The organism is Candidatus Pelagibacter sp. Uisw_090, assembly GCF_047717845.1.
Classification (GTDB): Bacteria; Pseudomonadota; Alphaproteobacteria; order Pelagibacterales; family Pelagibacteraceae; genus Pelagibacter.
On the sequence record NZ_CP159810.1, the window covers coordinates 400,992 to 414,989 of the forward strand.

The following is a 13,998-nucleotide window of genomic DNA, read 5'->3' on the forward strand; positions in this document are numbered from 1 at the left end:
TTTGTAAATGCTGTCAAAGAAATTCATCTTGTGGACAAAAATAATTGTTGCCAAAAATTTTGCTGGTGATATTTTTTTTTAATGTCTAAAGATCCTAAAAATCTTGAACTTTCAAAGATCTTGGATTTGGAGAAGATTAGAGTGGTTGGGAACCCCATCGAGAAAGCCCATGGCTTACCAAACGAGTGCTACACCAGCTCTGACTATCTAAGAATTGAAAGAGAGAGGATTTTCAAGGATAAATGGACAGCGATTGGCGTTGGAAGTTCTGTACCAAATGAAGGAGACGCTCAACCTTATAATTTACTGGGCATCCCTCTTATTATTCTAAGAGACAAAGAGAAAAAAATAAGAGTATTTCATAATGTCTGTAGCCATAGAGGCTTCAAGCTTTTAGATGAGCCTTGTACTTTGAAAAATGTCTTAAGATGTCCATATCATTCATGGTCCTACGATTTTGATGGAAAGTTGGTTGCGACACCTCATATTGGAGGCTTGAATATTCATGAGACAGAAAAATTCGATAAATCATCAAGTAATTTGAAGGAAGTTAGAACCAAAGTTTGGATGGACATAATATTTATCAATATAAATGGTAATGAATTAGAGTTTGATGAGTATATCAAGCCTCTTGAGGAAAGATGGTTAAAATTCATATCTAAGAAAGATCAAAAATTACTTAAGCACTCAAAAGATCATGGGTATTTCAGTCTTGATGTTAAATGTAATTGGAAGTTTGCAATAGAGAATTATTGTGAAAGTTATCATTTGCCTTGGATTCATCCTGAATTAAATAAAGTTTCAAATATTAGCGACCATTACCATATTCAAGGCTTACCAAATAGATTTACTGGTCAAGGTACAAATAAATACGACCAACCCATTAAAGAAAATAAAAGTTTTAATAATTTTCCAAATTGGCCAAAAGAATTGTCCAAAAAAGCTGAGTATATTGCTTTATTTCCAAATGTAATGATTGGTCTTCATATAGATCACTTTTATGTTTTTTGGTTAGAACCTAAGTCTATTAGTAAAACTAAAGAACATTTAATGATGTATTACGTTGGTGATGATAGTGCGAATGGATCTGAGTTTATTGAGATGAGAAAAAAAAATGCAGAATTTTGGAAAGAAGTTATGTCAGAAGATATAAAAGCCATAGAAGGTATGCAGGAAGGTAGAAATTCACCAGTATATAATGGTGGAAATTTTTCTCCAGTAATGGATAATCCAACTCATCAATTTCATAAGTGGGTCGCTAATAATTTAACTGAATGAAAGAATAAATGTCAAAAAAAGATGTAGGAAATAAAATCCCAATTTACAAACTAAAAACCACTAAACAAGTAATGAGTTTCTATGATGAGTGGGGAAATAAAGATAAATATAATAAAGATATGGTTGATTGGGACTATTCAGGTCCAAAAGAAACGGTAAACACCTTTAAGAAGTATGCTAAAAATAAAGATATGCTAATATTTGATGCAGGTTGTGGAACAGGTTTAGTTGGAAAAGAATTGAAAAAATTTGGATATAATAATTTTTATGGTGCAGATTTATCTAAAACTTTATTAGATAAAATTCCAAAAGGTTTATATAAAAAATTAGATAAAGTAGATTTAAATGAGGCTATAAAAACTAATGATAACTATTATGACGCAGTTATGTGCGTTGGAACCTTTACTTATGCCCATGTTAAACCTAATGCTTTAGAGGAATTTGTAAGAATTACTAAAAATAAAGGCCTGATTTGTTTTACTATTAATGAAGGAATTTACGAAGAATATGGGTTTGATAAAAAAATAAAAGAATTAAAAGATAAGAATAAATGGAAAGAAATTGAATTTTTTAAATCAGACTATATTGCCAGCAAAGATGTAAATGCGTGGCTGGGTCTATATGAGGTTATAAAATAAAATGAAAATAATATTAATCATGGGTCTTCCAGGATCTGGTAAAACAACTTTAGCAAATGAAATTGCCCCATCACTAAATGCTAAAAGACTTAATGCTGATGAAGTTAGAAAAGAAGCTAATGATTGGGATTTTTCAGAAGAAGGTAGAATAAGACAAGCCAAAAGAATGGCAGATTTTGCAAAAAAATTAAAAGATGATGGAGATTATGTTGTAGCAGACTTTGTTTGTCCGACACCTGAGGCAAGAAATCTATTTCCAGCAGATTATATTATTTGGGTAAATACAATAAAAGAGGGACGTTTTGATGATACTAACAAGATGTTTATAAAACCTGAAAAATTTGATTGTCAGGTTACAACTCAAGATGCTAAACATTGGGCACCAATAATAGTAAAGGAAATAAAATAATGGCTTACGAGTGGGATAATAAAAAACCAACAGCACAAATGCTTGGTAGATGGCAACCTTTTCATGATGGTCACTATGCTTTATTTCAAGAAATTATTAAAAAAACGGGTCAAGTTTGCATTCAAATAAGAGATGTTCAAGGTGTTGACGATAATCCATTTGATTTTGATACAGTAAAAAAAAATATTGAAGAAAAGTTAAACCCAGAATTTGAAGGAAGATTTAAAGTAATGATGGTTCCTAATATTACTAATATTTGTTACGGAAGAGGGGTTGGTTACAAAATAGAAGAAGTTGTTTTGTCAGAGGAAATTCAACAAATCTCTGCAACAAAAATTAGAGCTAAAATGAGAGAAGATGGCAAACTTAAGTAATATTAAAGTTAAACTTCTAAATAAAGATATTGCTTCAATCATCATTAATGAGCCAAAAACATATAACGCACTTTCATTTAAAAATTTAGAAGATTTAATTAAAGCTTTTAAAAAATTAGATGAAGACAAAAATATTAAGGTAATAATTATTGAAGGGTCTGGAAAAGGTTTTAGTGCAGGTCATAATTTAAAAGAAGTAAGTGGATTAAAGAAAAGAGAAAAATATCAAAAACTTTTTAATCTTTGCTCAAAATTAATGCTTCAAATAGTTGAAGGAAAAAAGCCAGTTATTGCAAAAGTTCATGGGGCAGCATTTGCTGCGGGATGTCAATTAGTTGCGAGTTGTGATCTTGCTTACAGTGCTAATGATGCAATATTTGCAACACCAGGAGTAAATATAGGCTTATTTTGTAGTACACCAATGGTAGCTATTAGCAGAAAAGTTAATAGAAAAAGAATGATGCAGATGCTGTTAACTGGTGAACCCATTAAAGCAAATTATGCTAAAGAAATTGGATTAATTAATAATCATTTTTCTAAATCAAAATTAAACAATGAAGTATTAAAAGTTGCCAAAACTATTGCTTCAAAATCAAGTTTTACAATTAAAATCGGCAAACAAACTTTTTATAATCAATTAGAGATGCCATTGAGAAAAGCTTATACATACACAAGTAAAATGATGGCTAAAAATATGATGGCAATGGATGCAAAAGAAGGAATATCTGCATTTCTACAAAAAAGAAAACCTAAGTGGAAACATAAGTAGTGAACGACAAAATAAAAGAAATTCTTTCAAAATATAAAACAATTGCAATGGTGGGTGTTAGTAAGGACGACAAAAAACCTTCAACTATTGTTATGAAATATATGCAGAAGTATGGTTTTAAAGTTATTCCAGTTAATCCCAGTGCAAAAGGATTAAAGATATTAGGAGAAGAAGTTTATGAAAAACTTGAAGATATCAAAATACCAATAGATATTGTGGATGTGTTTAGACCCTCAGCAGAAGCACTTAAGTTTGCGGAGGGTGGTATTAAAATTGGTGCTAAAGTTCTTTGGCTACAATTAGGAATAAGAAGTGTAGAAGCTAAAAAGTTAGTAGAAAGTAAGAATATCGAATACATAGAAAATAGATGCACTAAAATGGAATATCAAAAGCTTTTTTTAAATATAAATCCAGCTTTTCCTGTCTTACAAAATTAAATGAATATAATAAATTTTACTCCTTTGCCCGCGTTTCTAGGGGGTGCATTAATTGGATTGGCTGTAGTTCTATTCTTTGTCTTTAACGGTCGATTAATTGGAATAAGTGGAATTGCTAGTAATTTTTTAACTTCTAAAAATAATAGAGTTGATAATTTTTTATTTATAGTGGGGTTAATAATTGGCCCTATTTTATATAAATTTTTTACATCTCAAGAAATTAATATTTCAATTTCAAATTCATTTTTTTTATTATCAGCAGCAGGTTTAATGGTTGGTGTTGGCACGAAAATTGGTGGGGGGTGTACTAGTGGTCATGGAATTAGTGGAATGGGCAGATTTTCTACAAGGTCAATTATTGCAACAATAACCTTCATGATTGTTGGAATTTTAACTGTTTTGGTGAAAAGCTTAGTATGAGTAAAATTATATCTTTAGTTTGTGGAATAATATTTGGAATTGGTCTTACTGTTTCAGAAATGATTGATCCTGCTAAAGTTTTAGGTTTCTTAAATATTTTTGGAGATTGGGACCCATCTTTAGCATTTGTGATGATTGGAGCTCTAATTATATCTTCTCCATTTTTTCACTTATTTAAAAATAATAAAAAACCTATTTTTACTAAAAACTTCAATTACACGACTAATAAAGAGATAAATAAAAAGTTAATTATTGGCTCTTCACTTTTTGGAGCAGGATGGGGTTTGGCAGGTTTATGTCCTGGACCTGCGATAGCATCTTTAGCTTTGTTAAATATTAATTCAGCTGTCTTTGTAGTTGCAATGTTTGCTGGGTTTTATTTAGCTAAATTGTCAGAACCGACTACCCATGCTCGATGATAAAAATCATCTATATTTTTTTGAATTAAACCTTTGGCAATTTGGGTAGCTTCTTGCTCTTCAAAAGGGCCATGTTTTTTTTCAGTATTCTTTAGTATTGTTTCAATCTCATTAGGGTTGGTATGCTTACCTTCGATTACATAAAAATTTTTCATGGCTTTCTTATAGAACTAGTTTAAAAATACACAAATGAAAAAAATATTTCTTTTATATGGTCATTATAACAAAAAATCTTTTAATGCTGCTATTAGAGATACATTTATAAAAACAGTTGAAGCAAATGGTCATTCAGTTGATTGTGTAGACCTATATAAGGAAAAATTTAACCCTGTTTTTGCAGGTGAACAAGCTGGTGAAGATGTTTTAGATCATCGTAGACGAATTGAGAAGTGTGATACAATTGTTCTAATTGCACCTATTTGGAACTTTAGAATGCCAGCAATTGTGGAGGGATGGATAGATAAAGTTTTGTCACCACCATGGGCATTTACATTTAAAAAATTAGTTGGAAACTATGGTTATCCAATGGGAAACTTAAAAGATAAAAAAGCTATAATTTTTTGTACTTATGGATCACCAAGGCTCGCCATTACAACCTTCTTCTTAAACTTACCTATAAGAAGATTAAAAAGGGGGGTATTTCACATGTGTGGCATTTATAATATTGTTTATAGAAGATACTTTGCTGTACCGTTTGTCAGTGATAAAAAAAGAGAACAATTTTTGGAAGACGTCAGAACAACTGCACAAAATATATAAATTAATTTTAATTACTTTATTTTTTACATCTCCATCATTTGCTGAATTAGTTAAGCCTAATAATGGGATTGAACCTTATCAAGTTGTCAAAATCCAATTAAGAAGTTTAAAACAGAATGATAATCCAAAAAAAGATAATGGAATTGAGCAGACTTGGGAATTTGCACACCCAAATAATCAAAAAAACACAGGTCCTTTAGATCGATTTAAAACGATGATAAAAGGAAAATCTTATGTGATGCTTCTTAATCACTTGGACCATAAGGTTGTGAAGATAAAATCTACTGATTTAACTGCTCTTTTTGAAGTAACAGTTCTTGATAGAGATAAGGTCTACTATAAATTTAAGTGGGCAGTTGAAAAATATACAAAAAATGGTCCCCTTAAGGACTGCTGGCTGACCACAATGGTATCCGCACCAATGCCTCTTGGATCTTCAGTTTAAGCTAATAACTAAACGAATTTTGTTTCGTTAATAATAAAAAAATAGTAGGAATCGGATTAATGAAATCTAAAGCTAAAGTTGTTGTAGTTGGTGGTGGCGTAGTAGGGGTTAGTGCTCTTTATCACCTGGCAAAAAAAGGTTTGTCTGATGTTGTTCTTGTCGAAAGAAAAGAGTTAACTTCAGGATCAACTTGGCACGCAGCAGGTCTGCTTCCACTATTTAATATGAGTTATTCAGTTGGACAGCTTCATAAGTATGCAGTTGATCTTTACAAAAAATTAGAAGAAGAGACAGGACAAAATGTTGGCTTCAGTGTTGTCTCAAATATTCGTTTAGCAAGCACTAAAGATAGGATGGATGAGTATCATCAATATGCAGGAGTGGCACAAACTATAGGTGTTGATGTAAAATTTTTAACTCCAGATCAGGTAAAAGAAATTTGGCCTTTATGTCGTACAGATGATTTGCTTGGAGCAATCCAACACCCAGAGGATGGATATATTCAACCTGCTGATTTAACTCAAGCAATGGCTACGGGTGCAAGAAATATGGGTGCAGAAATTTATAGAAACACGTCTGTAGTTGGAATTAAACAAACTAAAGATGGATGGACTGTTGAAACTGACAAAGGAGCTATTGAATGTGAACATGTAATTTCTTGTTCAGGAAATTTTGCAAGACAAACTGGAAAAATGGTTGGTTTAGATATTCCTGCCATACCTGTTGAGCATCAATATATTGTGACAGAAGCACACCCAGATATTTTAAAAAGAAAAAAAGAAGGCTTACCAGAGATGGGAGTTTTAAGAGATAGTGACAGTAGATGGTACATGAGAGAAGAAGCAGGTGGTTTAATATTAGGACCCTATGAGGATGGTGCTCCAGCTTGTTATGTTGATGGACCATCAAAAGATTCTGAGTATGAATTATTTCAAGAAGATTTAGATAGACTTGCTCCACATATAGAAGGCGCAATTCATCGTGTTCCAGCCTTTGGAGAAGTGGGTGTAAAAAAAGTTTATAACGGAGCAATTTGTTACACACCTGATGGAAACCCAATTGTAGGACCGGCGTGGGGACTTAAAAATTTTTGGATAAATGAAGGACATAGTTTTGGTATAACTGCAGCAGGTGGTGCAGGATGGCAACTTGCTGAGTGGATTGTAGATGGGGAACCAACGGTTGATATGCTTGGTGTTGACCCAAGAAGATTTGGTGATTATGCAACAAAATCTTACTTAAAAGAAAAAAACGAAGAAGCTTATAACCATGTATTTAAAGTTCATTACCCAGATGAAGAAAGAGGTGCCGCTAGAGAATTAAGAACATCACCTTGTTATGACAGAATGAAAGCATTAGGTGCGGTATTTGGACAAAAATTTGGTTGGGAGAGACCAAACTTCTTTGCAACAGATGGAATGGAGCAAAAAGATGATTGGTCTTTTAGAAGATCCAAGTGGTTTGAGGCAATAAAAAAAGAATGTAAAAATGTAAAAGAAAATGTGGGTCTTTTAGACATGACTGCATTTGCAAAATGTAGAATTAAAGGTCCTGGGGCTGAAGAGTTTTTAGATTACTTAGTAGCAAACAAACTTCCAAAAAAAATAGGAAGAATTGGTTTATGTCATGCCCTTAATACTAAAGGAGGAGTGCATTCTGAATTTACAATAATGAGAGAAGCTCCAGATAGTTTCTATTTAGTTTCTGCAGGAGCTAACCAAAGATTAGACCACGATTGGATTCAAAAATGGATGCCAACAGATGGGACAGTTCAATTTGAAAACCTTACTAATAGTATGGGTGTACTTGTTGTGTCTGGTCCAAAGGCTAGAGAATTAATGACAAGAGTTTCAAAAGATGATTTTTCTGGTGAAAACTTTAAATGGTTGAGTGCTAAAAATGTGAATGTTGGAAATGCACCAGTGAATGCTATGAGAGTGAACTTTGTTGGTGAATTAGGTTGGGAGCTTCATCATCCAATTGAATACCAAAACCATATATTTGACAAATTGATGGAAGCTGGCAAAGATTTAGGTATTAAGCCTTATGGGATTAGAGCGATGAATAGTTTAAGACTTGAAAAATCTTATAAACTTGTTGGGACAGAATTATCAATTGAATATTCACCTTACGAATCTGGACTAGATAGATTTATACATCCTAATAAAGGAAACTTTATTGGCTTAGAAGCGCTTAATAAATGGAGAGAAAAAGGTTTTAAAAATAAACTGGTTACCATGGAAATTCACAATGTTGAAGATGCAGATGTTCTAGGAAACAATCCAATTTATGAAAACGACAAAGTTGTTGGACGTGCAACAGGAGGAGATTTTGGATTTAGACTAGGTAAATCGATTGCATTAGGAATGGTGAACCCTGATGTTGCGACAACTGGTCAAAAATTGAAAATTGATATTTTAGGAAAAATGTACGATGCTACTATATTGGATGAGAGTCCTTACGATCCAGAAAATAATTTATTGAGAGCATAATGAAAATATTAGTCGCAGTTAAAAGAGTAATTGATTACAACGTTCAAGTCAGAGTTAAAGAGGATGGAACTGGTGTTGTTACTGATAATGTAAAAATGTCGAGCAATCCACCCGATGATAATGCTATTGAAGAGGCTGTAAAAATTAAAGAAGCAGGTAAGGCGTCAGAGATTATTGCAATTACAGTGGGTGAGGAAAAATCACAAGAAACTGTTAGAAAAGCCTTGGCAGTTGGTGCTGATAGAGGAATTTTAATCAAAACAGAAGGAATTGTTGAGCCATTAGCCGTAGCTAAAGCACTACAAAAAATTGTTGAAAAAGAAAAACCAGACCTAGTTTTTATGGGTAAACAAGCAATTGATGATGACTGTAATCAAACAGGCCAAATGTTAAGTGCTTTATTGAATTGGCCTCAAGCAACATTTGCATCAAAAATTGAAATAAAAGACAGAACTTTAGAAGTAACAAGAGAAATTGATGAAGGATTAGAAACAATTGAAGTTAATCTACCAGCTATCGTGACGTGTGATTTAAGATTAAATGAGCCACGTTATGCTTCACTACCAAATATTATGAAATCTAAAAAAAAACCTTTAGAAATTTTAACAGCCGCTGACTTAGAAGTTGATACCACACCTAGAGTTCAACAAATTAAAGTAGAAGAACCACCAAAGAGAAAAGCAGGAATTAAAGTTGCAAGTGTTGCCGAGTTAGTTAGCAAACTTAAAAATGAGGCAAAGGTAATATAATGTCAGTTTTATTAATAGCAGAGCATAATAATAAAGAAGTAAGACCTTTTACATTAAACGCAATTACTGCAGCATCACAAATGGATGGAGATGTACATGTCCTATTAATTGGAAATAATTGTGGAGATGTTGCTAAATCATTATCTGAAATGCCAGCTGTTAAAAAAGTATTACATGCTGAAGCTCCTCACTATGAAAACTACTTAGCAGAAAACTTTGCACCATTAGTTGTAAAAGTTTCAGAAAATTATTCTCATATTGTTAGTTCTGCAAATACATTTGGTAAAAATTTGATGCCAAGAATAGCAGCAAATTTAGATATATCTCAAGTAAGTGACATTACTAAAGTGATATCAGCAGATACATTCATAAGACCTATTTATGCGGGCAATGCATTTGCTACTGTAAAAAGTACCGACACAAAAAAATGTATAACAATTAGACCAACATCTTTCGAGCCTTGCGAAACATCTGGTGGCTCTGCCCCAATAGAAAAAATTGAAGCTGCTGAAGAGTTTACACTTTCAAAATTTATCAAAAGAGAAGAAGTTAAGTCAGATAGACCTGAACTTGGGACTGCTAGAATTGTAGTTTCTGGTGGAAGAGGAATGCAAAATGGAGAGAATTTCAAATTAATAACTGATATTGCAGATAAATTAAATGCAGCAATTGGAGCATCACGAGCAGCAGTTGATGCGGGATATATTAGTAACGAACATCAAGTTGGTCAAACTGGTAAAGTTGTTGTGCCTGATTTGTATATTGCAGTTGGAATTTCAGGAGCAATTCAGCATTTAGCTGGAATGAAAGAAAGTAAAATTATTGTTGCTATAAATAAAGATGGTGAAGCGCCAATATTTAGTGTCGCAGATTATGGTCTGGAAGCAGACTTATTTGAGGCGTTACCTCAATTCTTAGAAGAATTGAATAAATTAAATAGTATACAAAAATAATCAGTACTGTAAAAATTCAAGATATGCCTAGAGAAGCAATGGATTATGATGTGGTAATCGTTGGGGGTGGTCCTTCAGGACTATCTACGGCAATTAAACTTAAACAATTAGATCCAGAATTAAATGTGTGTTTACTTGAAAAAGCCTCAGAGATTGGTGCGCATATTCTAAGTGGTAATGTTTTTGAAACTAGAGCTTTAGATGAGTTATTACCAAACTGGAAAGAACTCAATTCACCTATAAAAACTAAGGTTTCTAAAGAAAAATTCTTATTTTTAGGAAAATCAAAATCATTAAGCTGGCCTACATGGCTACTTCCATCAGTTCAACAAAACCACAAAAATTATATAATAAGTCTAGCTAATTTATGCAGATGGCTAGCAGAACAAGCAGAAGCCTTAGGAGTTGAAATATTTCCAGGCTTTCCTGCAAGTGAAATTTTATACAATGAAGATGGATCAGTTAAGGGAGTTGCAACTCAAGACATGGGAGTTGATAAAGATGGAAACAAAAAAGATGGCTTTGAACCAGGCATAGAGCTTTTAGGAAAAGTCACTGTTTTTGCAGAAGGATGCAGAGGACATCTTGGAAAACAATTAATTGAAAAATATAATTTATCAGAAGGTAAAGATCCTCAACAATATGGAATTGGATTTAAAGAAATTTGGGAAATTAGTGAACAACAACATGAAGAGGGAATGGTAATGCATACGGCAGGTTGGCCACTAGATAATAATACTTATGGTGGGAGCTTTATTTACCACGCAGAAAACAAGCAAGTTTTTTTAGGTTATGTAATTGGTCTTGATTATAAAAACCCACATCTTTCACCGTTTGATGAATTTCAAAGATTTAAAACTCATCCAGCAATAAAAAAAGTAATTGAAGGTGGAAAACGTATTTCTTATGGTGCACGTGCTTTAATTGAAGGTGGACTTCAGAGTTTACCAAAAATGTTTATGCCTGGTGCTTTATTAATTGGTTGTGATGCAGGAACTTTAAATATGCCTAAGATTAAAGGATCACACACTGCAATGAAAAGTGGAATGATTGCTGCTGAGACCATAAATGAACATTTAAAAGAAAAACAAGATTTATCAATTTATGAAGATAAATTTAAAAAAAGTTGGGTTTATGAAGAACTGCATACTGCCCGAAATGTTAAACCAAGTTTTAGTTGGGGTTTAATTCTTGGAATAATATTTACAGGAATTGATCAAATATTATTTAAAGGAAAATTACCATTTACACTAAAACACAAACATGCTGATCATGAAACTTTAAAACCAGCAAATGAAATGCCAAAAATTGACTATCCTAAACCAGATAACGTGATCACATTTGATAAAACAAGTTCAGTTTATTTAACAGGAACTAATCATACCGACAATCAGCCAGTACATTTACAGCTAAAGGATCCAAACTTACCGATAAATTATACTTTAGAAAAATTTGATGAACCTGCACAAAGATATTGTCCTGCAGGTGTTTATGAGGTTCAAAATGAAAATGGTGTAAATAAATTTGTCATAAACTCACAAAACTGTATTCATTGTAAAACTTGTGATATTAAAGAACCTTCTCAAAATATTACCTGGGTAACACCTGAAGGAAGTGGTGGGCCTAAATATGGAAATATGTAGTTAAAAAGATAAAATAATACCAACAACAAAAATAAGAGAGAGCGTTAACCCTATAAAAACTAGATTTGTTATAGTTTCTTTTTCTTTAACTTTTCTAGCTCTATTTAAGAGAATATTTATATCAACACGTCCTGATGATGAAACTTCCTCGCTTTTTTCAGGGGTCACAAAAGGAGGAAGATCACTTATCCCAGAACTAAATTTTTTTTCTGCACTCATGCATGCAACTAATCATTGGAAAGTACAATGCACAATCAAGCAATAGACCATTATGGGTCTTATCTATTTACTTGAGTGTTCATTTTGGGTTAAGCTTATAAATATATTATATGCCTATAAATTTACCAAAAATATCAAAACAAATTCTTAGTAAGGATATTTATTGCACATTAAGTAAAAATTTCACTTCTATTCAGCCTATTTGGCTACCAATACAAATGAGATGGATGAATAATCTTTACAGAACTTTTCATGATTATGAAAAGTTCATGATTATTATATATTTGATGGTTAAAACATTTGATTATTATTCAAAAAATTTTGTGAAATTAAATTACGATGAATTTTTTAGTCAAAATGAGATTGAAGTAGAAACACTCAATGTAATGGAGATATCTAATGCACTCAACATACCAAAAGAGACAACCAGAAGAAAAATTAATGAATTAGAAAAATTAGGAGCAATTAAAAAAAGTAATAAAAAAATTATAATTGATAGAAATGCTTGGCCAAGTATAAAGCCTGAAGAAACAATGAAAAATATGTCATATTTTTTATCAACTCTGTCAAAAATTATTTTTGAAGAAGGATTTATGTCACAACCAGTTGATTCAAATCTGATAGTTAGAGCTGTTAAAGATAATTTTTCATTTGTTTGGAAGCTTTACTACGATATGCAAATGCCGATGTTATTAATGTTTAAAAAAATCCATGGTGATTTAGAGACCTTTCATGTTCATGGGGTTTGCTTAGGCAATCAAGCATTAAACGCACAAAAAATTGATACTAGTGAAATGAGTAAAACACTATATCTAGAAAAGTATTTTTTTGGAGATAGGCAAGAATTTTCAGGCGTTAATGCAATGTCGATTTCAGATATTACAGGTATACCAAGAGCTACAGTTATGAGAAAACTAAATAAACTGGTTAAAGGAAAATTTTTAACAATCGATAGTAAAAAACATTATTCAACTAATAAAGGAGTTCATAAAAAAGAATTATTAATAGTGCAAAATAATACTTTTATTAATCTATCTAAATTTGCAGCACGTATTTATAATTTGAGCTTAATGAAAGATAATTAAAGCCTTATGTATTTTTTCTAAGAATAAATACAAAAATTACTGAGGTTATCATCATTATTAAAGCATAAGCCGCTGTTGGCACAATAAAAGTAGTTATATTTTCACCAAACATTTGCGTTCCAACAAATAGTGCTAATGTTCCATTTTGAAGTCCACACTCTATTGAAATACATCTTTGTTGTGCAACTCCAGATGCAAAATATTTTGCAATATAAAACCCTAAAATCATCATTGTTAAGTTTAAGATTAAAACAACCAAACCTGCATTCATAATATAAGAAATAATATTATCCCACTCCTCTATATAAATAGCAGCAAACACCAGCACAAATAACATTACTGAAATTTTTTGAATTAACGAAGCTTGATTATCAACAAAGTTCTTAGCAAAGTGCTTAATTATCATTCCAATTATTACTGGAACTGTAACAACAAGAAACATTTTTAAAGCAATACCAATCACTGATATTTCTTTAATAACGCTAATTTCAAAAAAATTAATTGACGCAAACATTATAAATGGAACAGAAATAATACTTATCAAACTAACAACTGCAGTTAGTGATATTGAAAGTGCAACGTCACCATCAGCAAATTTAGTAATTAAATTTGATGTAACACCACCAGGCGCACATGCAATCAGCATTAATCCAACAGCAAGTTCTACTGATAGGTTTAATAGTAATGCTATAGAAAAAGCAACGATTGGTAACAAAACTAACTGAGAAATAAAACCAACTAAAAAATCTTTTGGAATTTTAACTACTCTTATGAAATCTTGAATAGTCAAATTCAATCCAAGGCCCAACATTATTAAAGCTAAACCTAATGGAGCTATCTTTGTTGCAATTTCCATTTTAAAAACTTATTAGTTCATTTTGAGTTTTACAAGAAAATGATTTCAATCTT

At 31.8% G+C, this 13,998-nt stretch carries 18 protein-coding genes; 15 read left to right on the forward strand and 3 right to left on the reverse strand.

Going from position 1 to position 13,998, the window contains the following annotated elements:
• Positions 1 to 81 precede the first annotated feature (81 nt).
• Genes ABXT58_RS02105 through ABXT58_RS02140 form a run of 8 tightly spaced genes read left to right on the forward strand, consistent with a single transcriptional unit; the run spans position 82 to position 4,744 of the window.
• Positions 82 to 1,278: an aromatic ring-hydroxylating oxygenase subunit alpha gene (locus tag ABXT58_RS02105; RefSeq protein WP_415304385.1), complete on the forward strand. Its 1,197-nt coding sequence runs from the start codon at positions 82 to 84 to the stop codon at positions 1,276 to 1,278.
• An 8-nt stretch (positions 1,279 to 1,286) separates the two neighbouring features.
• Positions 1,287 to 1,916, forward strand: coding sequence for a class I SAM-dependent DNA methyltransferase (locus ABXT58_RS02110; protein WP_415304386.1), 630 nt, complete (start codon positions 1,287 to 1,289; stop codon positions 1,914 to 1,916).
• A 1-nt stretch (position 1,917) separates the two neighbouring features.
• Positions 1,918 to 2,325 carry an AAA family ATPase gene (locus ABXT58_RS02115; protein ID WP_415304387.1) on the forward strand — a complete coding sequence of 136 codons (408 nt, stop codon included), beginning with the start codon at positions 1,918 to 1,920 and terminating at the stop codon, positions 2,323 to 2,325.
• Complete coding sequence (locus tag ABXT58_RS02120; RefSeq protein ID WP_415289979.1) at positions 2,325 to 2,699, forward strand: cytidyltransferase; 375 nt, start codon at positions 2,325 to 2,327, stop codon at positions 2,697 to 2,699. Before ABXT58_RS02115 ends, ABXT58_RS02120 begins: the two co-directional genes overlap by 1 nt.
• Positions 2,683 to 3,468, forward strand: coding sequence for an enoyl-CoA hydratase (locus ABXT58_RS02125; RefSeq protein WP_415304388.1), 786 nt, complete (start codon positions 2,683 to 2,685; stop codon positions 3,466 to 3,468). Before ABXT58_RS02120 ends, ABXT58_RS02125 begins: the two co-directional genes overlap by 17 nt.
• Positions 3,468 to 3,905 carry a CoA-binding protein gene (locus ABXT58_RS02130; protein ID WP_415304389.1) on the forward strand — a complete coding sequence of 146 codons (438 nt, stop codon included), beginning with the start codon at positions 3,468 to 3,470 and terminating at the stop codon, positions 3,903 to 3,905. Before ABXT58_RS02125 ends, ABXT58_RS02130 begins: the two co-directional genes overlap by 1 nt.
• Positions 3,906 to 4,325 (forward strand): YeeE/YedE family protein, encoded by a 420-nt coding sequence (locus ABXT58_RS02135; protein ID WP_415304390.1) that lies wholly within the window; start codon positions 3,906 to 3,908, stop codon positions 4,323 to 4,325. It begins immediately after the preceding gene.
• A complete protein-coding gene (locus ABXT58_RS02140; RefSeq protein WP_415304391.1) occupies positions 4,322 to 4,744 on the forward strand; it encodes a DUF6691 family protein in 423 nt (140 codons plus the stop codon). Before ABXT58_RS02135 ends, ABXT58_RS02140 begins: the two co-directional genes overlap by 4 nt.
• Here ABXT58_RS02140 and ABXT58_RS02145 read toward each other — a convergent pair.
• Positions 4,702 to 4,899 (reverse strand): hypothetical protein, encoded by a 198-nt coding sequence (locus ABXT58_RS02145; protein ID WP_415304392.1) that lies wholly within the window; start codon positions 4,897 to 4,899, stop codon positions 4,702 to 4,704. The two genes, ABXT58_RS02140 and ABXT58_RS02145, sit on opposite strands and share 43 nt — an antisense overlap.
• Positions 4,900 to 4,933: 34 nt before the next feature.
• Here ABXT58_RS02145 and ABXT58_RS02150 point away from each other — a divergent pair, with 34 nt between their 5' ends.
• The 6 genes from ABXT58_RS02150 to ABXT58_RS02175 are packed head-to-tail and all read left to right on the forward strand — an operon-like array spanning position 4,934 to position 11,785.
• Complete coding sequence (locus ABXT58_RS02150) at positions 4,934 to 5,503, forward strand: NAD(P)H-dependent oxidoreductase (RefSeq protein WP_415304393.1); 570 nt, start codon at positions 4,934 to 4,936, stop codon at positions 5,501 to 5,503.
• Positions 5,445 to 5,948 carry a DUF4864 domain-containing protein gene (locus tag ABXT58_RS02155; RefSeq protein ID WP_415304394.1) on the forward strand — a complete coding sequence of 168 codons (504 nt, stop codon included), beginning with the start codon at positions 5,445 to 5,447 and terminating at the stop codon, positions 5,946 to 5,948. Before ABXT58_RS02150 ends, ABXT58_RS02155 begins: the two co-directional genes overlap by 59 nt.
• Positions 5,949 to 6,007: 59 nt before the next feature.
• Positions 6,008 to 8,440: a GcvT family protein gene (locus tag ABXT58_RS02160; protein ID WP_415304395.1), complete on the forward strand. Its 2,433-nt coding sequence runs from the start codon at positions 6,008 to 6,010 to the stop codon at positions 8,438 to 8,440.
• Entirely contained in the window at positions 8,440 to 9,189 is a 750-nt protein-coding gene (locus tag ABXT58_RS02165) for an electron transfer flavoprotein subunit beta/FixA family protein (RefSeq protein WP_415304396.1), read from the forward strand. Before ABXT58_RS02160 ends, ABXT58_RS02165 begins: the two co-directional genes overlap by 1 nt.
• Positions 9,189 to 10,142: an electron transfer flavoprotein subunit alpha/FixB family protein gene (locus tag ABXT58_RS02170; protein ID WP_415304397.1), complete on the forward strand. Its 954-nt coding sequence runs from the start codon at positions 9,189 to 9,191 to the stop codon at positions 10,140 to 10,142. Before ABXT58_RS02165 ends, ABXT58_RS02170 begins: the two co-directional genes overlap by 1 nt.
• A gap of 23 nt (positions 10,143 to 10,165) precedes the next feature.
• Positions 10,166 to 11,785 carry an electron transfer flavoprotein-ubiquinone oxidoreductase gene (locus ABXT58_RS02175; protein ID WP_415304398.1) on the forward strand — a complete coding sequence of 540 codons (1,620 nt, stop codon included), beginning with the start codon at positions 10,166 to 10,168 and terminating at the stop codon, positions 11,783 to 11,785.
• Here the strand turns inward: ABXT58_RS02175 and ABXT58_RS02180 are convergent, their stop codons facing one another.
• Positions 11,786 to 12,004, reverse strand: coding sequence for a hypothetical protein (locus ABXT58_RS02180; protein WP_415304399.1), 219 nt, complete (start codon positions 12,002 to 12,004; stop codon positions 11,786 to 11,788). It lies immediately after the preceding gene.
• Between the two features lie 110 nt (positions 12,005 to 12,114).
• On the opposite strand from ABXT58_RS02180, the gene ABXT58_RS02185 reads away from it, so the two are divergent.
• Complete coding sequence (locus ABXT58_RS02185; RefSeq protein WP_415304400.1) at positions 12,115 to 13,089, forward strand: hypothetical protein; 975 nt, start codon at positions 12,115 to 12,117, stop codon at positions 13,087 to 13,089.
• A gap of 4 nt (positions 13,090 to 13,093) precedes the next feature.
• Here the strand turns inward: ABXT58_RS02185 and ABXT58_RS02190 are convergent, their stop codons facing one another.
• A complete protein-coding gene (locus ABXT58_RS02190) occupies positions 13,094 to 13,945 on the reverse strand; it encodes a bile acid:sodium symporter family protein (RefSeq protein WP_415304401.1) in 852 nt (283 codons plus the stop codon).
• Between the last annotated feature and the right edge of the window lie 53 nt (positions 13,946 to 13,998).